The sequence below is a fragment of the Ramlibacter sp. MAHUQ-53 genome, from assembly GCF_052600055.1.
Window position 1 is genome coordinate 199422 of the sequence record NZ_JBQWTS010000009.1, and the last position, 22350, is coordinate 221771.

At 66.0% G+C, this 22350-nt stretch carries 27 protein-coding genes and 1 tRNA gene; 23 read left to right on the top strand and 5 right to left on the bottom strand.

Features of this window, described 5'->3' with window-relative positions:
- Positions 1 to 37 precede the first annotated feature (37 nt).
- Genes ACT80S_RS14900 through sctC form a run of 20 tightly spaced genes read left to right on the top strand, consistent with a single transcriptional unit; the run spans position 38 to position 15334 of the window.
- Entirely contained in the window at positions 38 to 961 is a 924-nt protein-coding gene (locus ACT80S_RS14900; protein ID WP_377417191.1) for a hypothetical protein, read from the top strand.
- Positions 962 to 993: 32 nt separating this feature from the next.
- Positions 994 to 1497 (top strand): SycD/LcrH family type III secretion system chaperone, encoded by a 504-nt coding sequence (locus ACT80S_RS14905; RefSeq protein WP_377417194.1) that lies wholly within the window; start codon positions 994 to 996, stop codon positions 1495 to 1497.
- Positions 1487 to 2677 carry a hypothetical protein gene (locus tag ACT80S_RS14910; RefSeq protein ID WP_377417197.1) on the top strand — a complete coding sequence of 397 codons (1191 nt, stop codon included), beginning with the start codon at positions 1487 to 1489 and terminating at the stop codon, positions 2675 to 2677. The genes ACT80S_RS14905 and ACT80S_RS14910 overlap by 11 nt, the downstream gene beginning before the upstream one ends.
- Positions 2678 to 2705: 28 nt before the next feature.
- The gene (locus ACT80S_RS14915) at positions 2706 to 3467 is read left to right on the top strand and encodes a hypothetical protein (protein WP_377417199.1); all 762 of its coding nucleotides are present in this window, start codon (positions 2706 to 2708) and stop codon (positions 3465 to 3467) included.
- Between the two features lie 19 nt (positions 3468 to 3486).
- The gene (locus ACT80S_RS14920; RefSeq protein ID WP_377417202.1) at positions 3487 to 3954 is read left to right on the top strand and encodes a tetratricopeptide repeat protein; all 468 of its coding nucleotides are present in this window, start codon (positions 3487 to 3489) and stop codon (positions 3952 to 3954) included.
- Positions 3955 to 4329: a tetratricopeptide repeat protein gene (locus tag ACT80S_RS14925; protein WP_377417206.1), complete on the top strand. Its 375-nt coding sequence runs from the start codon at positions 3955 to 3957 to the stop codon at positions 4327 to 4329.
- 1 nt (position 4330) lies between these two features.
- Positions 4331 to 4789 carry a type III secretion system inner rod subunit SctI gene (gene sctI / locus ACT80S_RS14930; protein WP_377417208.1) on the top strand — a complete coding sequence of 153 codons (459 nt, stop codon included), beginning with the start codon at positions 4331 to 4333 and terminating at the stop codon, positions 4787 to 4789.
- Positions 4786 to 5538, top strand: a complete 753-nt coding sequence (gene sctJ, locus ACT80S_RS14935; protein WP_377417210.1) for a type III secretion system inner membrane ring lipoprotein SctJ — start codon at positions 4786 to 4788, stop codon at positions 5536 to 5538. Before sctI ends, sctJ begins: the two co-directional genes overlap by 4 nt.
- 3 nt (positions 5539 to 5541) lie before the next feature.
- Positions 5542 to 6234, top strand: coding sequence for a SctK family type III secretion system sorting platform protein (locus ACT80S_RS14940; RefSeq protein ID WP_377417212.1), 693 nt, complete (start codon positions 5542 to 5544; stop codon positions 6232 to 6234).
- A complete protein-coding gene (locus ACT80S_RS14945) occupies positions 6204 to 6845 on the top strand; it encodes an HrpE/YscL family type III secretion apparatus protein (RefSeq protein ID WP_377417214.1) in 642 nt (213 codons plus the stop codon). Before ACT80S_RS14940 ends, ACT80S_RS14945 begins: the two co-directional genes overlap by 31 nt.
- Before the next feature lie 16 nt (positions 6846 to 6861).
- Complete coding sequence (sctN, locus tag ACT80S_RS14950) at positions 6862 to 8190, top strand: type III secretion system ATPase SctN (protein WP_377417216.1); 1329 nt, start codon at positions 6862 to 6864, stop codon at positions 8188 to 8190.
- 2 nt (positions 8191 to 8192) lie between these two features.
- On the top strand, positions 8193 to 8699 hold the full coding sequence (sctO, locus tag ACT80S_RS14955; RefSeq protein WP_377417218.1) for a type III secretion system stalk subunit SctO: 507 nt from the start codon (positions 8193 to 8195) through the stop codon (positions 8697 to 8699).
- Positions 8696 to 9247, top strand: coding sequence for a hypothetical protein (locus ACT80S_RS14960; protein WP_377417220.1), 552 nt, complete (start codon positions 8696 to 8698; stop codon positions 9245 to 9247). The genes sctO and ACT80S_RS14960 overlap by 4 nt, the downstream gene beginning before the upstream one ends.
- Positions 9244 to 10356, top strand: a complete 1113-nt coding sequence (sctQ, locus tag ACT80S_RS14965) for a type III secretion system cytoplasmic ring protein SctQ (protein WP_377417222.1) — start codon at positions 9244 to 9246, stop codon at positions 10354 to 10356. The genes ACT80S_RS14960 and sctQ overlap by 4 nt, the downstream gene beginning before the upstream one ends.
- Positions 10353 to 11000 (top strand): type III secretion system export apparatus subunit SctR, encoded by a 648-nt coding sequence (gene sctR / locus ACT80S_RS14970; RefSeq protein ID WP_377417224.1) that lies wholly within the window; start codon positions 10353 to 10355, stop codon positions 10998 to 11000. The genes sctQ and sctR overlap by 4 nt, the downstream gene beginning before the upstream one ends.
- A 6-nt stretch (positions 11001 to 11006) precedes the next feature.
- On the top strand, positions 11007 to 11276 hold the full coding sequence (gene sctS / locus ACT80S_RS14975) for a type III secretion system export apparatus subunit SctS (protein ID WP_377417226.1): 270 nt from the start codon (positions 11007 to 11009) through the stop codon (positions 11274 to 11276).
- Positions 11277 to 11283: 7 nt separating this feature from the next.
- Positions 11284 to 12099, top strand: coding sequence for a type III secretion system export apparatus subunit SctT (sctT, locus tag ACT80S_RS14980; RefSeq protein ID WP_377417228.1), 816 nt, complete (start codon positions 11284 to 11286; stop codon positions 12097 to 12099).
- Positions 12096 to 13142 (top strand): type III secretion system export apparatus subunit SctU, encoded by a 1047-nt coding sequence (gene sctU, locus ACT80S_RS14985; RefSeq protein WP_377417230.1) that lies wholly within the window; start codon positions 12096 to 12098, stop codon positions 13140 to 13142. Before sctT ends, sctU begins: the two co-directional genes overlap by 4 nt.
- A gap of 3 nt (positions 13143 to 13145) precedes the next feature.
- Complete coding sequence (locus ACT80S_RS14990) at positions 13146 to 13568, top strand: hypothetical protein (RefSeq protein WP_377417232.1); 423 nt, start codon at positions 13146 to 13148, stop codon at positions 13566 to 13568.
- 11 nt (positions 13569 to 13579) lie between these two features.
- Positions 13580 to 15334: a type III secretion system outer membrane ring subunit SctC gene (sctC, locus tag ACT80S_RS14995; protein WP_377417234.1), complete on the top strand. Its 1755-nt coding sequence runs from the start codon at positions 13580 to 13582 to the stop codon at positions 15332 to 15334.
- Between the two features lie 46 nt (positions 15335 to 15380).
- Here sctC and ACT80S_RS15000 read toward each other — a convergent pair whose 3' ends face one another.
- The 3 genes from ACT80S_RS15000 to ACT80S_RS15010 form a co-directional block, all read right to left on the bottom strand.
- The gene (locus ACT80S_RS15000) at positions 15381 to 15911 is read right to left on the bottom strand and encodes an RNA polymerase sigma factor (RefSeq protein WP_377417262.1); all 531 of its coding nucleotides are present in this window, start codon (positions 15909 to 15911) and stop codon (positions 15381 to 15383) included.
- Positions 15912 to 16098: 187 nt separating this feature from the next.
- Positions 16099 to 16512: a hypothetical protein gene (locus ACT80S_RS15005; protein WP_377417235.1), complete on the bottom strand. Its 414-nt coding sequence runs from the start codon at positions 16510 to 16512 to the stop codon at positions 16099 to 16101.
- A gap of 98 nt (positions 16513 to 16610) precedes the next feature.
- Positions 16611 to 16695: transfer RNA gene (locus ACT80S_RS15010), tRNA-Leu, on the bottom strand.
- Between the two features lie 43 nt (positions 16696 to 16738).
- Between ACT80S_RS15010 and cysM the strand changes: the two genes are divergently transcribed.
- The 3 genes from cysM to ACT80S_RS15025 are packed head-to-tail and all read left to right on the top strand — an operon-like array spanning position 16739 to position 18435.
- Positions 16739 to 17641: a cysteine synthase CysM gene (gene cysM / locus ACT80S_RS15015; RefSeq protein WP_377417237.1), complete on the top strand. Its 903-nt coding sequence runs from the start codon at positions 16739 to 16741 to the stop codon at positions 17639 to 17641.
- Between the two features lie 6 nt (positions 17642 to 17647).
- Entirely contained in the window at positions 17648 to 18181 is a 534-nt protein-coding gene (locus tag ACT80S_RS15020; RefSeq protein ID WP_377417239.1) for an NUDIX domain-containing protein, read from the top strand.
- 26 nt (positions 18182 to 18207) lie between these two features.
- A complete protein-coding gene (locus ACT80S_RS15025) occupies positions 18208 to 18435 on the top strand; it encodes a sulfurtransferase TusA family protein (protein WP_377417241.1) in 228 nt (75 codons plus the stop codon).
- A gap of 21 nt (positions 18436 to 18456) precedes the next feature.
- Here ACT80S_RS15025 and galU read toward each other — a convergent pair whose 3' ends face one another.
- Both galU and ACT80S_RS15035 read right to left on the bottom strand, forming a co-directional pair.
- Positions 18457 to 19344 (bottom strand): UTP--glucose-1-phosphate uridylyltransferase GalU, encoded by an 888-nt coding sequence (gene galU, locus ACT80S_RS15030; protein ID WP_377417243.1) that lies wholly within the window; start codon positions 19342 to 19344, stop codon positions 18457 to 18459.
- 154 nt (positions 19345 to 19498) lie between these two features.
- Complete coding sequence (locus tag ACT80S_RS15035) at positions 19499 to 22324, bottom strand: valine--tRNA ligase (protein WP_377417245.1); 2826 nt, start codon at positions 22322 to 22324, stop codon at positions 19499 to 19501.
- Between the last annotated feature and the right edge of the window lie 26 nt (positions 22325 to 22350).

A 22350-nucleotide genomic window follows, 5' to 3' on the forward strand; every position in this document is an offset into this window, starting at 1 on the left:
GGAAAGAGCCAGATCAAGTCCAACAAGGGAGCCGCCCATGTCCACAATGCAAGTCGGGGGCAATACCCCCGTCGCGCCGGTCGAAAGCAAGCCGGTCCAGCGCCTCGATCCGCCAATGCTCTACATGCTGGCGCTGGCGGAGAGGACCCAAGTGGTCGACATGCAGATGGAAAGCATGATCAAGACCTTCAGCTCTACGACCCAACGCATCAAGGACTTCACCGAATTGAAATCGGCGTTGCAGGACCTGGATGGCCTGTGCAGCAACAAGAAGCCCAATGAGGACATCAAGGCCATCCTCGATGCCAACCCGGCGCTGAAGACGAAGATCGACAACCTTTCGAGCAAGTTGGGTGTGCAGCCTTTTGAGTCGACCGCGGCTATTGGCTCATCGACCGTAACCAGCTCGACAGTCGTCGCGGCAGAAGAGCCTTTGCCAGCGTTGGCCGCAAGTCCCGAAGTGCTCGAGAAAGTCACTCCGGAGATCCTCACTTTCCTCACTGACGCGAAGGCGCGTGAGCGTCTGATGCGTGTGGTGCCATTTACGAAAGACACTTACGTTGAGAGTAAGGATGCTGCCGCCCTAACAGGGGTTGGGGGCCCTGTTCTTCTGGACGAGGTCCGAACCTTCCTGAAGTCACCCGCGGGAAAGGCGCTCGCCAGCTACACGGATCGACATGGCGACCGTGGCGATGCGCGTCTTCGCCAGGAGATGGCCAAGGTCGGCGGCGGCGCAGCGGGTGAGCCGGCTGCGTCCGTGACTTCTGGCGTGATTCCCAAGTCGCAGATCCAGGCCGCCCTCACCCGCATCCAGGGGGAAAGCGATTCGGTGAGCGCGATGCAGCAGATCGAAACGATGCGGCTCACTCAGACGAACAACTTGCGGACCACCTACTTCGAGGGGATGGCGACGATGAACCGGACGCAGCGGGAAGTCTTCCAGACCATTTTCGGCCGTTGACGCTAGCGATCCACGGACCCTGTGAGCGACCGATGAACGAAACATTCGATTCTGCCGCGCTTCTGGCCGACCGACTGGGCGATGCGTTGCTGGCGGGCGAGCCGCTGGGGCATCTGCGAGGATTGGCCGATGCCGACCTTCAATCGCTGTATGCGGTCGCCCACGGGCTCTATGAGCAAGGTCGCTACCAGGATGCGGTCCATGTCTTCGGCTACCTGGCGCTCAACGACCACATGGAGCCGCGCTTCGCCATCGGCTTGGGCGCCAGTCTGCAAATGGCCGGGCGGCTCGAGGATGCCCTCAAGGTCTACACCGTCGCTATCGTCCTTGACCCCGCAGACCCCGCGCCTACTTTTCACCTGAGCGAATGCCTTCTATCCCTCGGCCGGGTGGATGACGCGCTCGAGAGTCTCGATACGGTGATCGCGCAGTGTGAGCCCGGCGTCCACGACGCCCTCCTACAGCGTGCGCAGGGGCTCGCATCCCTGCTGGTAAGACATGCCGCCGATGGCACCGGAGACGGTCATGAGCACTGACATCCGTGCGGGCGGCCATCTGCCGCCGACAACCTGGCTGGGCGGTGAGGGTCAGGCTGGCAAGACGTCCGGGCCGGGCGGCGGCGCTTCTCCACGTTTCATCGAAATCCGTGGACGGGACGGTGAACCGGCGCGAATTGGTCTTCCGCGCGGAGGCGTTCCGCGCATCACCGATGGCAACGGAACTCCAATGCTTGAGAGGCCTTCGGCATCCCAGGTTTCGGCAGCCGGCATCTTCGGGTTGGCCTACCTGATTGAGGAGTCGTCGCAACTACAGATCAAGGCTGCGCAGAAGGGTCTCGAGGGCGATCGAACGATCAACAAGCGCAACAACGAAGAGCAGATCCGAAAGATCGAGGAGTGGGGCCGAAAGTGCGCGCGCATTGCTGCCAAGATGAAGGGCGGCGGCGTGTTCGGCATGTTCGGCCGGTTGTCGAAATTCCTCAGCATGGCCACGGGTATTGGCCTGCTGACCTCCATTCCCGGGGTCAAGATGCCCGCTGTCAAGGCGGCGATCTCGAACTTCGCCTTCCTCAGCCTTGGGACGGCCATCCTGAGTGACATCAGCCGAGCCGCTGGAGGCCCTCCGCTGGATACAGATCGCCTGATCAAGGGCGCACTGACGGAGTCACTCAAGGCCTGCGGTGTCAAGGCATCGGCAGCCGAGTCGGTCGGAAAGATCATGGGCGGACTGGGCCAGGGAGTCATCAACCCGGCCGCCTATGGCGAAGCGATGGGCGAGATCGCAAGCCAGATGGGGGCCGACGATCAGCAGGTGATGATCGTTTCTGCCACCTTCACCGTTGCCGCATCTGTTGCCCAGATGGTTGCCTTGAGCATGTTGACCGGGGGCAGCTCAACAGCGGCGAGTTTGGCCCGTAACGCATCTACGATCCAGAAGGCCTCCTTGATCATGCAAAGCATGCAGGCGGTCGACAAGGGGATGATCAACATCGAGGTCGCCAAGGCCACCTACGAGGCCGACAAGGTTCAGGCCCAGATCCAGCGCGTGAAGGCGTTGGCCGAGACGCTCTACGCGCAGATGAACCTCAATCAGGAAGTCCTGAAGGAGGCCTACACGAACCAGACTGAGCTCACGCAAATGGTCAGCCAGATCCTCCACGAGATGGGGGAGAGCCAGAAGCAGGTCATGAGCCAGAAGCCTCCCGCGCGAGGGTGAATCCGACCACGAAATCCTGGAGCGTTCCATGCCTGAAATCTCGAATTCGAATGTCCATACGGCGTCGTTGCCGACCTTTGCATCCGCGCCAAGACACGGCGAGCCGCTGAAGGGCCTTGTGTTGGCCCGTGTCGGCATTGAAGTCTCGTCAGAGCAGTATGCAGCGGCGGCAGGCCGGATCCGGACGGCACTCGCAGAGGGCTGGGATCCCACGAGTCAGCTGGAGGAAGCCAAGCCCGACCCTGAGCGTTTGGCTGCGATGAGCTCCGCCGCCGGGAAGATCGAGTCCGAGTCGCGAGGTCCGAGCCTCTACGAGTTCCAACTCCTTTTCATCCAGGTAATGCATGAGATTCGCAACCTGGAGCGAGAGGTGGGAGCAAAGGAGCGATCCATCGCTGAGGAAAAGGCGGAAGAGTCTTTCAAGACCAGCCTGCTCGCCGCACAGAAGGAGCGCGATGCCTCCACGGTCAAAGGCGCTGGAATGATCGTCCAAGGGGTCATTCAGGCAAAGGTTGCCGCCAGCACGCCCAATGTGGCGACGGCCCAGGGCGTTGGGTCGGCGCTGGGCGGGATCACCGAACTCGCTGCCGCTGGTAGCCAGCAGGATGCCTCCGTGGGACGCGCCAAAGCCTTGCTGATCGACAAGGAGCGCGAAGGCCGACTCGGCAATGCGCAACGTGCCCAGGAGAACGCCTCGAACGCCAAGCAGGCGGCGGACGAGTTGACACGCTCGCTGAGGGAGATGTGGGCCGCCAACGCCGAACAGGCGAAGGTGATCGCACGCGGCTGAGGCCGCTCGGGATCAGGCCATGGACACGACGTTCAACCCCGCAGGCGCTTCCATCGAAGAGATCCGCCGTGTACTGGAGGAGCTTCCCTCCAGCAACCTGCTGACGGATGCGGAGGCCGAATCGATCTACGCACTGGCCCGCCAGCAGGTCGCCGCAGGCCAGCACGAGGCTGCGTTCCGGCAGTTCTGCATGCTGACCACCTTCAAGCCCACCCAGCCTCGGTATCTCAATGGGCTGGCGCTGGCGCATCGCCTCCTTGGCAGGTTCGAGGATGCGATGGAGGTCTACCACTTCGCGCTCCAGCTGGACCCGGACGACCCGCGTCATGCGCTCAACGTCGCGGAGTGCCTGCTGTTGATGCAACGCCCCCAGGATGCCTTGGCGGCGCTGGAGGTGGTGATCCGATTCTGTGAGGGGAGAGACACAGTGCCGGGCGTGCTGTCACGCGCCAAGGCATTGGCGGAACTGCTGTCATCGAAAACATGAATGTCTGTCGAACCCAATGAAGCCAGGCTGTTGACGGAGATCGGTTTCCTCGCTGCGGCACGTGGCGATGCACGTCGGGCGCAGCGTATCTTCGAGGCGCTGGAGCGCGTCAGGCCTGAGAGCGCTGCGGTGTATGTCGGGCTCGCGTCCGCCCAAATGAACCATGGCAGTGCGAACGACGCCGTCCTAACCCTGGACCGCGGGCTGCTGCGCGTGAATGACCAGGACGCGCCTGTACTCCACACCTTCCGTGCGTTGGCACTCCAGCTGGCCGGTCGCGGCAGCGAGCACGTGCGTGCGCTGCGCCTTGCCGGCGGCTTCCCGCTCGCGAAGGCCATGCTCGGCGAGTCCGCCACCGTCCTTGAGGGGAAATGACATGGACCTGACCGCCATCGCCGCAGCTGCGGCCTCTGTCGCGGCGACACCGGCACCCGCTGTCGTGACTGTCCCTGCTTCGCTTCCGCCCGCCGACGGTGCCGCGGCCGCGCGATTCGCCGAGATTATGCGGCCGGCAGGTTCCGTCGCACCGGACGACCCCGCGGGCCCGGCCGCCCTAACCAGTGGAATCGCTCTGCCGGTCGGATCGATGGCGCCCGGAAGGCCACTCAACCTGGGCGAATCGATCCTCTCCACCATGCAGAACGTCTCGAACGACATGCGAGCCGCCCACGGGAAGATCCAGGCGGTCCTGGACCCCAATGCGGCTCCGTTGACGCTCCAGCAAGGTTTGTCGCTGCAGTTCCAGGTGGCGGTGACCTCCTTGCAGTACGACCTCCTGGGTAAGGTGGTCAGCAAGTCGATCCAGAACGTGGACCAACTGGTCAAGATGCCATGACCTTCCTTCGATCGCTCCTGTCATGGGTGGCCCTGGCAATCCTGGCGATGGCCGTCTCAGGGTGCGGGCGGAAGGTCGAGCTGATGTCCGCCATGCCCGAGTCCGAGGCCAACGAGGTCATGGCGGCCCTGCAGAACGCGGGTATCCCGGCGGAAAAGGTGCCAGGCAAGGAGGGGATGGTCGGTGTGAGCATCGCGTCCGACCAGATGGGGCGGGCCGTCGATCTTCTGCGAGACAAAGGGTTGCCCCGTGAGCGCTTTGCCGGCATGGGGCAGGTGTTCAAGAAGGAAGGCCTGATTTCCTCCCCCCTGGAGGAGCGGGCGCGGTACCTGTATGCCCTGTCGCAGGAGCTTGGCGCGACGCTGTCGCAAATCGACGGTGTCGTGGTGGCGCGCGTCCATGTGGTGCTGCCCGAGCGCAGCCCGACGGGCGAGGCCGGTGTCCCGTCCTCGGCGGCGGTCTTCATCAAGCACCAGGAGGGCTACAACCTCGACACCGTCCAGCCGCTGGTGCGCCGGCTGGTGACCAACAGCATCCCCGGGCTGACCGCGGACAAGGTGTCGATCATCCTGGTGAATGCGCAGCCCGGGAAGCCCGCATCCCCGGGCGAGGCGCGACAGGCTTCGGACGCCTTGCTCCCCGTCGTCGTCGTCCTCGCCATGCTCCTGTTCCTGTGCGTCGGCGGGACAGGATTCCTGGCGTGGAAGTACTGGTGGCCGAACCGCGCCACCCCGAAGCCGGAGGCCTGACCGATGCCAGGCGTCGCCCAACCCGGATGGATGGATCAGCCCTGGACCGAGGCCTGGTTGTCGTTCAACCTGTGTCCTGCCCGCTGGGTCCATGCGTCCCGCAGAACTCAATTCCTGCCGGCCTCGATGCGCGTATGGGGTGAGGCTGGCAGTGGGGGTGGCAGGATCGACCGGATCGTGCACCGCCATTGGTCTGCCGCCTTTTTGCAGGACGCCGCATGGGATCCGGTCGAAAGGCTCGACGATCCCGTTCTGCCAATCGCCTTGCTACCCGACCCGGAGTTCGAACGATTGGCCCTGTGGTGTGGCCTGGTCGTGATCGCCTCTGCGGTGCGCCAGGTCATTTCGCGGGAGGAGGTCGCAACCCTCACGCAGAGCCTGGGCGAAGATGGCCTCGACTTCGCGCGGCATCGCGCAGGTGTGCTGGCGGGTCGGGATGCGCTGCATCGGCTCGACGTGTCGGATGTCCGGGCGGCAGCGTCCCGCCTGGGAGGCGCGATGCTCGCACTCGCCCTGGCCGAAGGGGCGCCGCCGCTGGCGCATCGAGCCACCTGGCGCCTGCCCACCGTCGCTGGCCAGGCCGTCGAAGAATTGCCCGAGGGCCTGGCGGCGGGCCCCGCCGCGCTGGGCGTCGCACGCGCCGTACTCCATGAGATGGACCCGCAATGGCTTTCTTCATTCCCCACGGCGCATTGACGCCACGCCACAGCGTGCAGATCGGGTTGCAACCGGGGTGCAGGATCGTGCGGGCCTCGGAGCTTGGCGCGTTGCGGAGTGTGGAGGCAACGATTGCACTGGCCAGGAATCAGGCCGAGGAGATCGTCGCGTCTGCCCGGGAAGTATTCGAGGCAGAGCGCCGCCGGGGTTACGAGGAGGGCCGGGAGGAGGCCCGGCTCGAGCAGGCCGAACAGATGATCGAAAACGTCACCCGGAATGTCGACTACTTCAGCAAGGTCGAGTCGAAGATGGTCGACCTGGTCATGCAGGCCGTGCAGAAGATCATCTGTGACTTCGACGAACGCGAGCGGGTCCTGATCACCGTGCGCAATGTCCTGTCGGTGGTCCGAAACCAGAAGCAGATGACCCTGCGTCTGAACCCGCAACAGGTCGATGCGGTGAAGGAGCGGATCAACGACCTGCTGGCTGCGTATCCGGGCGTCGGTTACCTCGACATCGTGGCGGACAGCCGGCTGGGGCGAGACGCATGCATCCTGGAAAGCGAGATCGGTCTGGTGGAGGCCAGTATCGACAGCCAGCTCGAAGCCCTGCGGACCGCCTTCCTGAAGGTCCTGGGAAGCAGGGTCTGACCGGGGAATGAGCTCCATGCGCCAGTTCGACTACGTCACCGACATGATGTCCCTGGCCTTGGAGGACACGCCGATCCTGCGCATCAAGGGACGGGTGACGCAGGTCATCGGGACCATCATCAAGGCCGTCGTCCCGACGGTGAAGGTCGGGGAAGTGTGCCTGCTTCGCAATCCGGGCGAGGACTTCGAGATGAAGGCCGAGGTCGTCGGCTTCGTCAAGGATGCGGCGTTGCTCACGCCGATCGGGGACATGTACGGCATCAGCGGGTCGACCGAGGTGGTGCCGACCGGCAGGGCCCACATGGTGCCGGTGGGCAGCGGGCTGCTGGGGCGGGTGCTCGATGGCCTGGGCCGTCCCCTCGACGAGAAGGAGCGCGGCCCGCTGGTCTCAGAGAAGTTCTATCCGGTCTTCGCCGATGCGCCTGACCCACTCAAGCGGCGGCTGATCCACCAGCCGCTGGAGTTGGGTGTCCGGGTACTCGATGCCACCCTCACCTGCGGCGAGGGGCAGCGCATGGGAATCTTCGCCGCGGCTGGCGGCGGCAAGTCGACGCTGATGGGAATGCTGGTCAAGGGCGCCAACGTCGACGTAACCGTGATCGCCCTGATCGGCGAGCGGGGCCGGGAAGTGCGCGAGTTCCTCGAGCACGAGCTGGGCGAGGAAGGGCGCCGCAAGAGCGTGATCGTCTGTGCCACATCCGACAAGAGTTCGATGGAGCGGGCCAAGGCCGCCTATGTGGCCACCGCGATCGCCGAGTACTTCCGGGACCAGGGCAAGAGGGTCCTGTTCCTGATGGACAGCGTCACCCGCTTCGCCCGGGCACAGCGCGAGATCGGCCTGGCAGCGGGAGAGCCTCCGACCCGCCGGGGATTTCCACCCAGCGTCTTCGCCACATTGCCCAAGCTGATGGAGCGCGTGGGCATGAACGAGCGCGGATCGATCACTGCCCTCTATACGGTGCTTGTCGAAGGCGACGACATGACCGAGCCGATCGCCGACGAAACGCGGTCCATTCTCGACGGCCACATCGTCCTGTCACGCAAGCTCGGGGCGGCCAACCATTACCCCGCGGTCGATGTGCTCGCTTCAGCCAGCCGGGTGATGAACAACGTGGTGTCGCCGGAGCATCGTGCAGCTGCGGGCCGGCTGCGGGAGCTGATGGCGAAGTACGCGGAAGTCGAGCTGCTGGTCAAGATCGGTGAATACAAGCGAGGGGGAGACGAGACGACCGACGAGGCGATCGACCGGCAAGAGGCCATCCTCGCCTTCCTGCGGCAGCGGACGGACGAGAAATCGGCCTTCACGGACACCCTGGACCAACTCCTGGCCCTCGTGGGGAGATAGCCATGGCCCTGTCGATGTTCCGTGAGCTGCTGGCGATCAAGACCTTCAGGGAGGGGAAGGCCGAACTCGCGGTGCGCAAGCAGCGGCTGGTCCTGGCCCGTGCGAAGGCCGAGCGGGAGTCGGCCGAACGGCGTCTGATGGAGTTCCGCGCCCACGCCGAGCGCCAGGAGCGGGCGTTATTCGACGACCTGTGCAGCGCCATCGTGCTGCTCCGCGATATCCAGGATGTCTACACCTCGGTTGCCGCCATGCGCTCGCAGGAACGAGACCACTCGGTCCTCCTCGATCGCGCTCACGAGGAGCAAGTCCGGGAGCAGCAGGAGCTCGACGACTGCCGCACCACCCACGTGCAGGCGACGCGGATGAAGGAAAAGTTCGTCGAGCTAGCCCGCAACCACGCGGTGGCGCAGATCCGCGAAGTCGAACGCAAGGAGGATGCCGAGATGGAAGAGGCCGCCGAGATGCGCAAGAGCCGTGCGGAATGGGGCGGCGGGGAGGCAGACGAATGAGTACCGACCGCAGCATCCGCCTGGACGTCTCGGTCCCCCGCTTCGGCGCCGGAACGCCCGACACAGGTGCGTCCGGCCAGCAGGCGCAACCGGACGCCGGAGATAGTGACCGGTTCGCTCAGGCGATGGCCTCGCCACCGCCGGGGCCCGCGCCCGTCGCCGCGGGGTTGCCGTCGCCGGCATCGCTCCTGGGGTCGCTGAAGCCGGCGGCCGGTGCGGCCGATCCGCTGACTTCGGAGCTCGCTTCCCGGGTGGGCGAAGCCTTGAGCCGCCTGATGGTGGGCGAGGGGCGAGCCGGCGGAAAGCAGGTCCGGATGAACCTGAAGGACGACCTCCTGCCCGGGGTGACCGTGTCGATCGAGGAAATCGAGGGGCGGCTGCAAGTCGACTTCCTGTGCCGCGACGAGACCTCCCGGCGACGCCTGGTGCGTGCGGCGCCCTTGCAGGCCCCCGAGCTGGCGCGGCAGCTGCGGCGTGATGTCTTGCTGCGGGTGCAGGCCGACGACGAGGAAGATCCCCAACTGTTCGAGGTGAGCGGTGCGCCATGAAGCATGACATCCTCGATCTGATGCCGGCGGCCCTGTCCGCTCCCGCCATTGCGACGGAGTGGCCGCGCCTCACCCGGCAGGAGGCCCTCGCGCGTACGGCACTGGCGCAACGCGCCCATGCGCATGCCGTGCAATGGGGCGGGCGAGAGTGGACGCTCAGGTTCGTTCCCTTGATGGAGCCGTGGCAGTCCGAGCCGGACGACAGCGAATGGCGGATTCGGCTGCAGTGGGGCGGGGCGCCTTTCGAACTCGCCGTTCCGGCGAGTGCCGCCCAGGCCTGGGTCCAGGCGTGCCATCCCGCGCTGGAGGTGCCCGCGCTGCCCGATGCCTTCGTCACTCCGTTGCTGGAGGCCGCTGGCTCGCAAGTCATGCAGGCGCTGGAAGCCCTGCGCAAGGGGCAGGTCACGATCGATGCCGTGGTGCGGGGTGGCAAGCGTCCCGCAGAGCTGCGCCATGTCTTTCTGATCGAGGCGGCGCATGACGAATCCGTGATTCATGCACGTCTGGCCACCTCCAGCCTCGGGCTCATGCTCGCCGCAGGCCTGGTGGCCCGGCTTCCTTCCGTTCGCAACGAGCTGGCTGTCGATTCCTTGCCGGTGCGCCTGCGGGCCGAGATCGGGCGTTCCGGCCTGACGGTGGAGGAGTTCGCGCAGCTGCGCCCGGGCGATGCAGTGCTTCTGCAGCATCCCTTCCTCACGGCGGCGGGCGAGTTCTGGCTGTCAGCCGGTGAAGCGGGCCTGCGCGTGCGATGCGAAGGGGCGGGACTGGTGGTGGTCCAGCCATTCATGCAAGGAGGTCATGCCATGGTCGACGAAGGCGATATTTCCCAGGCGGGAGACTTGGACCAGTTGCCATTCCAGGTGTCGTTCGATTTGGGGCAGCGGACGATGACCCTGGCGGAGATCCGCACGCTGCAGCCGGGGCAGGTCATCGACCTGGAGCAGCCGCTCGCGTCGGCAGTCAACCTGCGCGTCAACGGCGTCCTGGTGGGGCGGGGCGAGCTGGTGGAAATCGACGGCCGGCTGGGCGTGGTCGTCGGGCGCCTCATCGAGCCGGAGAGGCCTCCCGAACCGGCCGAAGCCTCCGGCGAGGAAGAGGCGTCCGAATGAACAGCCTCGACCCCATCACCCTACTCGCCGTCCTGGCGCTGCTCGCGCTGGTGCCGCTGGTGGTGGTGGTCACGACGTCGTTCCTCAAGATCTCGGTCGTGATGATGCTGGTTCGCAATGCGCTGGGCGTGCAGCAGATCCCGCCGAATATGGCCTTGTACGGCCTTTCGCTGATCCTGACCTTTTACGTCATGGCGCCGATCGGAAACCGGATCTACGACGGCGTGATGCAGCAGCCTGCCGCGACGCGCAATGTCGCTGCGCTGGTGACTGCCGTCCGCACGGGGGGAGAACCCTTGCGGGGCTTCATGGAGCGGCACACCAAGCCCGAACAGCGTGACTTCTTCGTGCGTACCGCCCAGAAGATGTGGGGGCCCGAGCTCGCCGCGGACGTCAAGCCCACCGATTTCCTGGTGCTGATGCCGGCCTTCCTCGTGAGTGAGCTGACCTCCGCATTCCAGATCGGGTTCCTGCTGTATCTGCCGTTCGTGGTGATCGACCTGATCGTCTCCAACATCCTGCTGGCGATGGGGATGATGATGGTCTCGCCGGTGACGATCTCCCTGCCCCTGAAGCTGTTCCTGTTCGTCGCCGTCGATGGATGGACCCGCCTCATCCAGGGCCTGGTATTGACCTATGCGTGAGGGACCATGGATACCGCCGAACTCGTCAACTTCATGATCAAGGCGCTGTACCTCACCTTGTGGCTGTCGCTGCCGCCCATCATCGTGGCCTCGGTGGTCGGCACCCTGTTCTCGCTGTTCCAGGCGCTGACGCAGATCCAGGAGCAGACGCTGTCCTTCGCCGTGAAGCTGATTGCCGTGATGGCGATGCTCGCGCTCACCGCGCGATGGGTTGGCGGTGAGTTGTACAACTACACGATCTCGGTGTTCGAGATGTTCCCGCAGGTCGGGCGCTAGGCCGGTCATGGACGAGGCCACGCTCTACACCCAAGGCAAGGCCTTCCTCGTGGCGCTGGCGTACTCGCAGCCCAGGATCCTGGGGATGTTCATCGCCATCCCGATCTTCGGGCGCGCCCAGTTGCCAGGCATGCTTCGCCTCGGGGTGGCCGCGGGATTCGGCGCCCTGGTAGCGCCGACGCTGATGCCCCAGGTGACCTCGGCCGGGCCGGACGGCGCCGTGGTCTTCCTGATCCTGGTGAAGGAGGCGATCGTTGGTTTCATTCTCGGGTTCATGGTGGCCATTCCCTTCTGGGTCTTCGAGGCCATCGGCTTCCTGATCGACAACCAGCGGGGGGCGAGTATTGCGGCCTCCCTCAATCCCCTCACCGGCAACGACAGCTCGCCACTGGGAATCCTGTTCAACCAGGCCTTCATCGTCTTCTTCTTCGTCAGCGGCGGATTCCTGCTCCTCCTGGAGGTGATGTACGAGAGCTTCCGGCTGTGGAACGTCTTCTCGTGGGCGCCAGTGCTGCATGAGGGAGCGGCGCCATTCTTCCTCGAGCAGTTGATGCGGATCGTGCGCACGGCGCTGGTCCTGTCGGCGCCCGCCATCGTTGCCATGTTCCTTTCGGAGATGGGGCTAGCGCTGGTCAGTCGCTTCGTTCCGCAACTGCAGGTGTTCTTCATGGCCATGCCAATCAAGAGTGCCCTGGCCCTGCTGGTCCTGATCCTGTACATGACCACGCTGTTCGACTACACGGGGAGCCAGCTGCAGCAATTGCGCGAGATCGTTCCGGCCCTGGATGGCCAATGGCGGTCCTCCGCGGGAGGCGGGCGATGAGCGAGAAGACCGAGCTGCCGACACCCAAGAAGCTGGAGAAGGCGCGCGAGGACGGCCAGGTCGCCCACAGCAAGGACTTCACCCAGACGGTCCTGATCCTTGCGCTGTTCGGGTACATGCTGGCGGATTCCGAGGCCATCGTGCGCCGCCTGGGGGAGATGATGGTGCTGCCGGCGAGCGTGCTGCGCATGCAGTTCGAGGACGCGGTCAACGTGGTGGTGACGCAGCTGCTGCGCGATTCGATCGCGCTGCTCCTGCCCTACCTGCTGATCGTGATCGGGCTCGGGCTGTTCGTCGAGATGCTCCAGACCGGCATGCTGGTTTCGATCAAGTCGGTCACTCCCTCCGGGAAGAAACTGAACGTCGTCAACAACGTCAAGAACATCGTCGGCAAGAAGAATCTGGTCGAGTTCCTCAAATCGAACCTCAAGATCGCCGTACTCTCGGCCATCATCTACGTGGTCCTGCGCGACTCGCTGCCGGTGCTACTGACCTTGCCTCAAGCGGGTTTGGCGGGGGTCGGGGTCGCACTGGGCCTGCTGCTCAAGTCCATGATGGTGAAGATCTCCGTGGGCTACGCCATCATCGCCGCAGCCGACTTCGCCTGGCAGCGGCACCAGCACGTCAAGCAGTTGATGATGTCCAAGGACGAGGTCAAGCAGGAGTACAAGGAAGCCGAGGGCGATCCGCACATCAAGCACCAACGCAAGCACCTGCACCAGGAGATGTTGCAGGAAGGGGCGGTGCAGAAGACCCGGCAGGCTTCCGTGGTGGTGACCAACCCAGTCCACTTGGCCATCGCCATCGACTATGAAGAAGGCCGGACGCCCCTGCCGGTCGTGCTGGCCAAGGGGGAAGGCGCGCTGGCGGCGCGCATGGTGCAAGCTGCCCGCGAAGCGGGCGTCCCTGTCCTCGAGAACGTGCCGCTGGCCTGGGCGCTGATGGAGACCGCCTCGGTCGACCAGTACATCCCCAGCGAGTTGATCGAACCCGTCGCCGCGGTGCTGCGCATGGTGCGGGAGATCGGCCAGAGTGAGGAGTGAGCGATGACGATGACTACGATTCATCCGCTGGCGCGTGCCTACGCGGACCGCAACGGCCTCGGACCCGAAGCCTTCCGCCCGGACGGGCGGCTGGTTCTGGAGTTCGATGATCGCTACCGGGTGCAACTGCGGCCCGCATCCGAAGGGCGGATTGCCCTGGTCGCGAGGCTGGCCGACCTGGGGCAATGGCCCCGAGGCATGGCGGACGACCTGCTGCTGCGCCTGTCCGCCAAAGGGGCCGGGCTGCTGCGCGCCCATGCGGCCGGCTTGGTGATAGAGGAGGCCTTCGACAGCCTCCAACTCCAGCGGGTGCTGCCAAACACCCTCGGGGTCGAGGGGCTCGAGAAGGAGCTGGGCGCTTTCCTCAACCTGCTGACCTTCTGGCGCGACGTGTGCAGCGAATGGGCGGCCCGGCGCGTCGCCTGAGGGGAGACACCATGAACTTCCATGTCCTGAAAGTCTCCGGCTGGTCGACGCTTCGTGTTGCGGTGCGGCGCGCCCGCGTGATCGTGGCCTGGATGGCAGCCTGTGCGGGAGCGGCCCACGCAGGGCCGGTGCCATGGCCCGATGCCCCCTACAGCTATTTCGCCAACAATGTGTCCCTCGAGAGTGTCCTGGGCGAGTTCGCCTCGGGGTTCAGCCTGTCGCTGTCCCTGCAGCCCGGCGTGGCAGGGACGGTGAATGGCCGCTTCACGACGCGCAACCCCACCGAGTTCATCTCCCGCCTCGGTGGCGTTTACGGCTTCAGCTGGTTCACCCATGCCGGTACGCTGCATGTCAGCCGCGCGAGTGATGCGGTGACCCGCAGCCTGCCCGTCCCGAGCGGCAGCCAGGCGCAGCTGCGACAGGCGCTGGGGGACCTTGGCGTCCTGGACGCGCGGTTCGGGTGGGGCGAGCTGCCTGATCAGGGCATCGTGCTGGTGTCCGGGCCTCCAGCTTACGTGGGCCTGATCGAGGCGACCTTGCGTCAGTTGCCGCCGGGGGCGAGCGCTCACCAGGTGATGGTGTTCCGGCTGCGGCACGCGTCGTCCGAGGACCGGTTGATCCAGTACCGCGACCGGCAGGTCCGCCAGGCTGGGCTGGCGACGGTGCTGCGCAACCTGGTGGGTGTAGGCGCGGGCGCTTCCGCCGCAGCGGGGGGCGTGACGGAGTCGCCGCTGCCGGTGCTCTCGGGGCTGCGGCCGTCCACCGTGGCCTCCGAATCAGTTGCGGGCGTCGGCGCGTCGTCCGGTACGGCCGGTCCTGCCGCTGAGGCACCGGCGTCACGGGCCGGCGCGCCAGCCGGAGGGGCACCGGCCCAGGGGGCTGCGGGCAATGCGAGAGGAGCGTCGGACGGGCGCGCGCGGACCGTGGCCTCGATCCAGTCAGACCCCCGCCTGAACGCCTTGGTCATCCACGACATTCCCGAGCGGATGCCGATGTACGAGCGGCTCATCGCACAGCTCGACGTGCCGACGGCGCTGATAGAGATCGAGGCCATGATCATCGACATCAACACCGAACGGGCGCGTGAGCTCGGGATCAACTGGTCCAGCCGCAGGGGCGACACGGCGGCTGGATTCGGCGTCATCGGGCCGCCGGCACCGGGGACGCTGTCGGTGGTCCGTGGGCCGTCGGGGGGCAGTTTCAATTCGAGCACGCTGGCGTTCGACGTGGGCAATCACCTGATTGCTCAGATCCGCCTGCTCGAGAACCGGGGCGACGCCCGCATCCAGAGCCGCCCTTCGGTCTTGACCACGGACAACATCGGGGCCCTCCTTGACCTGTCGGAGACCTTCTACATCCGTGTGCAGGGGGAGCGCGTGGCCACGGTCTCGCCCGTCACCGCCGGAACCACCCTGCGCGTGACGCCCCGGCTCGTGGACGGCGTACAGCCGTCGATCCAGTTGACGATCGATATCGAGGACGGACAGATCCAGGACCGCCAGGTCGACTCGCTGCCGACGGTGCGGCGCAGTGTGGTGAGCACCCAGGCGATCGTCCAGCAGGACGAGGCGCTGTTGATTGCCGGCTACAGCTCGGACCAGGCGGTCGACTCTGACCAGAAGGTGCCGCTGCTGGGGGACCTCCCGGGGGTCGGGCTGCTGTTTTCCAACAAGACGCGTGTGATCCAGAAGCGTGAGCGGCTGTTCATGATCCGCCCGAAGCTGGTGACTTCGATGCCGCCGCTGAAGGTGGGCGGCGGCCCCTGAGTGGAGGTTGGGGGCCGGCTCGTGGAGGAGCCGGCCGTGCGGGGGGTCAGAAGCCCAGGCCGAGGTGCTGGCCGGCAAGTCGCTTGCGCAGCGAGGCGCGGGCGCGGGACACGCGGCTGCGCACGGTGCCTACCGGGATGGAAAGCATCACAGCGGCCTCTTCGTAGCTCAATTCATCTAGTGCCACGAGCAGGAGCACATCTCGCATTTCCGACGGGAGTTCCTCGAGGGCCTTCTGCAGGGCCTTGACGGATTGAGTCTGAGCCAGCTGCTCGGACGGGTCTGGCCGGTTGCTGGAGGTTTCATTGAGAACTTCGTCGTCCTCGAAGACATAGCGACGGTGGGGGGAGCGTGACAGGTAGTTGCGCACCAGGTTCATGGCAATGCCGTAGAGCCAGGTGGACAACTCAGACTCACCCTTGAATGTGGAGTAGCTGTGTGCCGCCTCGACGAATGCTTGCTGGGTGATGTCTTCGGCATCGGTGCCCCAGCCGATGTGCTTGACCACAAACCGGTACAGGCGCTGCCTGTGGTCATGAACGAGCTTGCGGAAGAGGGCTTCGTCCGCCGGCGCCAGGAGCTGGCCGCGAGGGGCGGGAACCGCGGAGGCTGCGGAGGGGGTGCTCCGGGCTTCGGCTTGGGTGGGATGGGTAATCACAGCAACTCCAAGGCACTACAGACGAGTAGTAAAGATGCCCTAGAGTTCTTAATTAGTCAAACAAAGTAGTACGTTTTTTATTATCTTCCTGTGACTGACTGGTCGGTCAGTCGGTTGGGCGTTTGCCGAGCGCCCTGAACCGGTCCGCATCGGCCACGCCCAGCATCACCAACTCCAGGTCCCGTTGCTGCTGTATGGCCTGGGCCTCGGCGACCAGTGCTTCGACCGCGTGCCCTTCGAGGCGGCTGGAGGCATCCGCCAGGCCGTGCCGCGAGGTGATCGTCTGGCTGGCGAACGGACTGATTTCTTCGCTGATCACCGCACGGAAGGATCGGATCGCCAGGGTGGGGCCGACCATGGCGACATCGCGTCCGCTCAGGCTGCCTTTGCCCAGCACGGTCAGCTGGTTGCCTTCCACCGTGAGCACGGCGCCGGGCGGGCACTCGCGCGCGACTTCGCGGAAGGTGTTCAAGGTCAGCTCGGCGCCGCCGGCTGCGGGAAGAGGCTTGGCGATGGACATGAGGTTCATTTTGGAATGACTCTAGCCGCGAATGCGGCAGTGCCAGTTCGTGACCATGTCCGGAGGAAGGTTCCGCCCGGGAAGGGCGGTACATCGCGTGGTGCCCGAGGCCGGAATCGAACCGGCACGCCTTGCGGCGGGGGATTTTGAGTCCCCTGCGTCTACCAATTTCACCACTCGGGCCAGGCTCGAAGGAGCGGTCGAAAATTATGGCACAGTGACACGCATGAAGTACCCGACCATCGAAGACGCCATCGGCAAGACGCCGCTGGTGGCGTTGCAGCGCATCGGCGCGCAGGAGAACCAGCGGCGGGGCAACGTGGTGCTGGGCAAGCTCGAAGGCAACAACCCCGCAGGGTCGGTGAAGGACCGGCCGGCACTGTCGATGATCCGCCGCGCCGAGGAGCGCGGCGACATCAAGCCCGGCGATACCCTGATCGAGGCCACCTCGGGCAATACCGGCATCGCCCTCGCCATGGCCGCCGCCATCAAGGGCTACCGGATGGTGCTGATCATGCCGGAGGACCTGTCGATCGAGCGGGCCCAGACCATGAAGGCCTTCGGCGCCGAGCTCGTGCTCACGCCCAAGAGCGGCGGCATGGAGTACGCCCGCGACCTGGCCGAGAACATGCAGCGCGAAGGCAAGGGGCGCGTGCTGGACCAGTTCGCCAACGCCGACAACCCGCGTATCCACTACGAAACCACCGGCCCGGAGATCTGGGAACAGACCGGGGGCCGCATCACCCACTTCGTGAGCGCGATGGGAACGACCGGAACCATCACCGGCGTGTCGCGTTTCCTCAAGGAGAAGAACCCCGCGATCCGGATCATCGGGGCGCAGCCCAGCGAAGGTTCGCGCATCCCCGGCATTCGAAAGTGGCCGCAGGAGTACCTGCCGCGGATCTACGACCCGAGCACCGTCGACGAGCTGGTGTACGTGTCCCAGGACGATGCCGAGGACATGTGCCGCCGCCTGGCCCGCGAGGAGGGCATCTTCGCCGGTATCTCGGCGGCTGGCGCCCTGTGGGTGGCGCAGGAGATCTCCCGGAAGGTCGAGAACGCGACGATCGTCTTCGTCGTCTGCGACCGGGGGGACCGGTACCTGTCCACCGGCGTGTTCCCCGCCTGACGTGCGATGACCCCGGCGACGCCCTGCTTCTGCCTGATGTGCGCCGCCCGGCTGGCGCCTATCACCGCGCAGGAGGACGGCGGGCCGCGCGAGCGTTTGCGTTGCCCGGCCTGTGGCTGGACCCATTGGAACAACCCGACGCCGGTGCTGGCGGCGGTGATCGAGTACGAAGGCGGCGTGCTGCTGGCCCGCAACGCGGCCTGGCCCGGCAAGACTTATGCGCTGATCACCGGCTTCATGGAGGCCGGCGAGACCGCGGAAGCGGGCATCGTGCGTGAAATCCGGGAGGAAACGCAGCTCGAGGTGAGCGCGCTGAGCCTGATCGGCGTGTATGACTTCCAGCGCATGAACCAAGTCATCATTGCCTTCCACGCCGTGGCCCATGGCGAGGTGCGCCTGTCGCCGGAACTGGTGGACTGGCGACGGTTCGCGCTCGACGAGGTCCGCTGCTGGCGTGCCGGCACCGGGCTGGCGCTGGCGGACTGGCTTCGACGCCGGGGGATCGAGCCGCGTTTCCTCGAGCCGCCGGCCAGCGCCTAGAATCGATACAGCTTAAGGATGCACCCATGGACATCGCCAAGGAAATCGACACCCGCGGACTGAACTGCCCCCTGCCCATTCTCAAGGCGAAGAAGGCGCTCGCCGAGATCGAGTCCGGCCAGCTGCTGAAGGTGGTGGCGACCGACGCCGGGTCCGTCCGGGACTTCCAGGCCTTTGCCCGCCAGACCGGCAATGAGCTGGTCGAACAGAGCACGTTCGGCAGCGAATACATCCACGTGCTGCGCCGCCGCTGAGGCGGATGGCCTGGCCAGGCCTCAGCAGATCTGGCTTCTCAGGTACTGCCTGAATTCCTGCCCCACCTCGGGGTGCTTGAGCGCCAGTTCCACGGTGGCTTCGAGGAAGCCCTGCTTGCTGCCGCAGTCGTAGCGCTTGCCTTGGTACTGGAAGGCATGGACGCCCTCCGTGTCGATGAGGCGGGCGATGCCGTCGGTGAGCTGGATTTCGCCCCCGGCCCCCTTCGGTTGCTGGCGGATGTGGTCGAACACGGCCGGCGTGAGGATGTAGCGGCCGGCCACGCCCAGGCGTGACGGCGCGTCCTCGGGGAGCGGCTTCTCCACGAGGCGCCGCACGCGCAGCAGGCCGTCGCCAGCCGGCTCGCCGGCCGCGATGCCGTAGCGGCGCACATGCGCCAGCGGAACTTCCTGGACGGCCAGGAGCGAGGTCCCGACTTCCCTGAACTTCTGTGCCATCTGCGAGAGCACGCCGCGGCCGCCCTCGGGCCCGATCATGAGGTCGTCCGCCAGGAGGACGGCGAAGGGTTCGTTGCCCACCAGGGGCTGCGCGCACAGGACGGCGTGTCCGAGGCCGAGCATGCGGGACTGGCGCACATAGGAGCAGTCCATGTCCTCGGGCTTGATGGAGCGCACGAGCTCCAGAAGCTGGTCCTTGCCGGCGGCTTCGAGTTCGGTCTCGAGTTCGTAGGCGGTGTCGAAATGGTCCTCGATGGCGCGCTTGCTGCGGCCGGTGACGAAAACCATGTGCCGGATGCCCGCCTCGTAGGCCTCTTCCACGGCGTACTGGATCAGGGGCTTGTCGACGATGGGCAGCATTTCCTTGGGCTGGGCCTTGGTGGCCGGCAGGAAACGCGTGCCGAGCCCGGCGACGGGAAAGACGGCCTTCTGGAGCGTGCTGGAGGGCTTCATCGACTGCGTTCGTGGGGATCGGTGGGTTCGCCTGAATGTCCCGGCCGGAGCCGGCCGGGGGCGTCTGCCTCAGGCGCGAGCTGCTGTCGGACGGGGACACCTGCCGCGGGTCATCTTAACGGCCGGATGCCGCGGCATCCAGCCGGCCCCGGCTTCAGGCACCCAGGCGCTGCAGTTGCTCGCGCACCCGGGCCAGCGTGGCGCTGAACTGGGCGATGCGCAGGCGCTCCTGCTCGATGACCGCGGGCGGCGCCTTGGCGACGAAGGACTCGTTGGCGAGCTTGCCGTTCGCCTTGGCCAGCTCGCCCTCGAGGCGGGCGGCTTCCTTGGCCAGGCGGGCCTTCTCGGCGGCGACGTCGATCTCCATGAACAGGCACAGGCGGGCATCGCCCACCACGGCCACCGGCGCAGCCTGGGCGGCCGCGGCCCAGGCGGCCTCGTCGTCGAAGACCTTGACCTCGCTGAGCTTGGCCAGGGCCTGCAGCACCGGGGCGGCCTCGCGCAGGAAGGCGGCGTCGCCGACGGCGTACAGCGGCAGGCGGGTGGAGGGCGAGACATTCATCTCGCCGCGCAGGTTGCGGCAGGCATCGACGACCTGCTTGAGGCGTCCCATCCAGGCGATGGCGGCGGCGTCGATGAACTCGGGCTGCGACTGCGGGTAGGGTGCGACGGCGACGGAGTCGCCGCCCTTGCCGGCCACGGGGGCGACCACCTGCCACAGCGACTCGGTGATGAAGGGGATGACCGGGTGGGCCAGGCGCAGGATCGCTTCGAGCACGCGGATCAGGGTGCGGCGGGTGCCGCGCTTCTGGGCATCGTCACCGGTCTGGATCTGGACCTTGGCGATCTCCAGGTACCAGTCGCAGTACTCGTCCCAGACGAACTGGTAGATGGCGTTGGCGACATTGTCCAGGCGGTACTCGTCGAAGCCCTTGGCGACCTCGGCCTCGACCTGCTGCAGCAGCGAGACGATCCAGCGGTCCGCGGCGGTCCGGGTCGCGCCTTCCTCGGCCAGGTCCTGGCCCTCGCAGTTCATGAGGACGAAGCGGGTGGCGTTCCAGAGCTTGTTGCAGAAGTTGCGGTAGCCCTCGCAGCGCTTGGAGTCGAAGTTGATGCTGCGGCCCAGCGAGGCGAGCGAGGCAAAGGTGAAGCGCAGGGCATCGGCGCCGTAGGCCGGGATGCCCTCGGGGAATTCCTTCTCGGTGAGCTTGCGCACCTGCGGCGCGGTCTCGGGCTTGCGCAGGCCGGTGGTGCGCTTGTCCAGGAGCGGGGCCAGCGAGATGCCGTCGATCAGGTCCACCGGGTCGAGCACGTTGCCCTCGGACTTGGACATCTTCTTGCCCTGCGCGTCGCGCACCAGGCCGTGGATGTAGACGTGACGGAACGGCACCCGGCCGGTGAAGTGCGTCGTCATCATGATCATCCGGGCGACCCAGAAGAAGATGATGTCGTAGCCCGTGACCAGCACGGTGGACGGCAGGTACAGGTCCATGTCCTGCGTCTTCTCCGGCCAGCCGAGGGTGGAGAAGGGAACCAGGGCCGAGGAGTACCAGGTGTCGAGCACGTCCTCGTCTCGGCGCAGCGTCTTGCCGGGCGCCTGGGCCTGGGCCTCGGCCTCATCGCGGGCGACGTAGACCTTGCCGTCCTCGTCGTACCAGGCCGGGATCTGGTGGCCCCACCACAGCTGGCGCGAAATGCACCAGTCCTGGATGTTGTTCATCCACTGGTTGTAGGTGTTGACCCAGTTCTCGGGCACGAAGCGGACCTGGCCAGATTCGACCGCGTCGATGGCCTTCTGGGCGATGGACTTGCCGGTGGGGTCCTTGTCGCTGACCTTGCTCATGGCGACGAACCACTGGTCCGTGAGCATGGGCTCGACGATCTGCCCGGTGCGGGCGCAGCGCGGGACCATCAGCTTGTGCTTCTTGACCTCGACCAGCAGGCCCAGGGCCTCCAGGTCGGCGACGATCTGCTTGCGCGCCGCGAAGCGGTCCAGGCCCTGGTATTTGGCGGGGCCGTTCTCGTTGATCTTGGCGTCGAGCGTGAGCACGTTGATCATCGGCAGGCCCTGGCGCTGGCCGACGGCGTAGTCGTTGGTGTCGTGCGCCGGGGTGACCTTGACCACGCCGGTGCCGAACTCGCGGTCCACGTACTCGTCGGCGATGACCGGGATGGTGCGGTCGCACAGGGGCAGGGTGACCTGCTGGCCGATCAGGTGCTGGTAGCGCTCGTCTTCGGGGTGGACCATGACGGCCACGTCGCCCAGCATGGTCTCAGGACGGGTGGTGGCCACGGTCAGCGCGCCCTGGCCGCTGGCCAGGGGATAGCTGATGTGCCAGAGGGAGCCGTCTTCCTCCTCGCTTTCGACCTCGAGGTCGGACACGGCGGTCTTGAGCTCCGGATCCCAGTTGACGAGGCGCTTGCCGCGGTAGATGAGGCCCTGCTCATAGAGCTGGACGAAGGTCTCGGTCACGATGCGCGAGAGCTTGTCGTCCATCGTGAAGTACTCGCGTGACCAGTCCACCGTGTCGCCCATGCGGCGCATCTGGGTGGTGATGGTGTTGCCGGACTGCTCCTTCCACTCCCACACCTTGGCCACGAAGTTCTTGCGGCCCAGGTCGTGGCGGCTCACGCCCTGCTGCTGCAGCTGGCGCTCCACCACGATCTGCGTGGCGATGCCGGCGTGGTCGGTGCCGGGGATCCAGGCCGTGTTGAAGCCCTTCATGCGGTGGTACCGCGTGAGGCTGTCCATGATGGTCTGGTTGAACGCATGGCCCATGTGCAGCGTGCCGGTCACGTTCGGCGGCGGCAGCTGGATGGCGAACGAGGGGGCGCCGGTGTCGGCCGCACCCGTGCCGCGGAAGCCGGCCCGGCCGTAGCCGCGCTGCTCCCACAACGGGCCCCAGTGCGCCTCGAGGGCGGCCGGCTCGAAGGACTTGGACAGGCTGGAAAGGCCGGGTTGCTGCGGGATGTCGCTCATGGTCTTCGTCAAAAAGAAAAGACGGC

Excerpts from the sequence above, each read along its gene's own strand:
- ACT80S_RS14900 (WP_377417191.1), top strand. The coding sequence starts at position 38 with ATGTCCACAATGCAAGTCGGGGGCAATACCCCCGTCGCGCCGGTCGAA.
- ACT80S_RS14905 (WP_377417194.1), top strand. The coding sequence starts at position 994 with ATGAACGAAACATTCGATTCTGCCGCGCTTCTGGCCGACCGACTGGGC.
- ACT80S_RS14910 (WP_377417197.1), top strand. The coding sequence starts at position 1,487 with ATGAGCACTGACATCCGTGCGGGCGGCCATCTGCCGCCGACAACCTGG.
- ACT80S_RS14915 (WP_377417199.1), top strand. The coding sequence starts at position 2,706 with ATGCCTGAAATCTCGAATTCGAATGTCCATACGGCGTCGTTGCCGACC.
- ACT80S_RS14920 (WP_377417202.1), top strand. The coding sequence starts at position 3,487 with ATGGACACGACGTTCAACCCCGCAGGCGCTTCCATCGAAGAGATCCGC.
- ACT80S_RS14925 (WP_377417206.1), top strand. The coding sequence starts at position 3,955 with ATGTCTGTCGAACCCAATGAAGCCAGGCTGTTGACGGAGATCGGTTTC.
- sctI (WP_377417208.1), top strand. The coding sequence starts at position 4,331 with ATGGACCTGACCGCCATCGCCGCAGCTGCGGCCTCTGTCGCGGCGACA.
- sctJ (WP_377417210.1), top strand. The coding sequence starts at position 4,786 with ATGACCTTCCTTCGATCGCTCCTGTCATGGGTGGCCCTGGCAATCCTG.
- ACT80S_RS14940 (WP_377417212.1), top strand. The coding sequence starts at position 5,542 with ATGCCAGGCGTCGCCCAACCCGGATGGATGGATCAGCCCTGGACCGAG.
- ACT80S_RS14945 (WP_377417214.1), top strand. The coding sequence starts at position 6,204 with ATGGCTTTCTTCATTCCCCACGGCGCATTGACGCCACGCCACAGCGTG.
- sctN (WP_377417216.1), top strand. The coding sequence starts at position 6,862 with ATGCGCCAGTTCGACTACGTCACCGACATGATGTCCCTGGCCTTGGAG.
- sctO (WP_377417218.1), top strand. The coding sequence starts at position 8,193 with ATGGCCCTGTCGATGTTCCGTGAGCTGCTGGCGATCAAGACCTTCAGG.
- ACT80S_RS14960 (WP_377417220.1), top strand. The coding sequence starts at position 8,696 with ATGAGTACCGACCGCAGCATCCGCCTGGACGTCTCGGTCCCCCGCTTC.
- sctQ (WP_377417222.1), top strand. The coding sequence starts at position 9,244 with ATGAAGCATGACATCCTCGATCTGATGCCGGCGGCCCTGTCCGCTCCC.
- sctR (WP_377417224.1), top strand. The coding sequence starts at position 10,353 with ATGAACAGCCTCGACCCCATCACCCTACTCGCCGTCCTGGCGCTGCTC.
- sctS (WP_377417226.1), top strand. The coding sequence starts at position 11,007 with ATGGATACCGCCGAACTCGTCAACTTCATGATCAAGGCGCTGTACCTC.
- sctT (WP_377417228.1), top strand. The coding sequence starts at position 11,284 with ATGGACGAGGCCACGCTCTACACCCAAGGCAAGGCCTTCCTCGTGGCG.
- sctU (WP_377417230.1), top strand. The coding sequence starts at position 12,096 with ATGAGCGAGAAGACCGAGCTGCCGACACCCAAGAAGCTGGAGAAGGCG.
- ACT80S_RS14990 (WP_377417232.1), top strand. The coding sequence starts at position 13,146 with ATGACGATGACTACGATTCATCCGCTGGCGCGTGCCTACGCGGACCGC.
- sctC (WP_377417234.1), top strand. The coding sequence starts at position 13,580 with ATGAACTTCCATGTCCTGAAAGTCTCCGGCTGGTCGACGCTTCGTGTT.
- ACT80S_RS15005 (WP_377417235.1), bottom strand. The coding sequence starts at position 16,512 with ATGTCCATCGCCAAGCCTCTTCCCGCAGCCGGCGGCGCCGAGCTGACC.
- cysM (WP_377417237.1), top strand. The coding sequence starts at position 16,739 with ATGAAGTACCCGACCATCGAAGACGCCATCGGCAAGACGCCGCTGGTG.
- ACT80S_RS15020 (WP_377417239.1), top strand. The coding sequence starts at position 17,648 with ATGACCCCGGCGACGCCCTGCTTCTGCCTGATGTGCGCCGCCCGGCTG.
- ACT80S_RS15025 (WP_377417241.1), top strand. The coding sequence starts at position 18,208 with ATGGACATCGCCAAGGAAATCGACACCCGCGGACTGAACTGCCCCCTG.
- galU (WP_377417243.1), bottom strand. The coding sequence starts at position 19,344 with ATGAAGCCCTCCAGCACGCTCCAGAAGGCCGTCTTTCCCGTCGCCGGG.
- ACT80S_RS15035 (WP_377417245.1), bottom strand. The coding sequence starts at position 22,324 with ATGAGCGACATCCCGCAGCAACCCGGCCTTTCCAGCCTGTCCAAGTCC.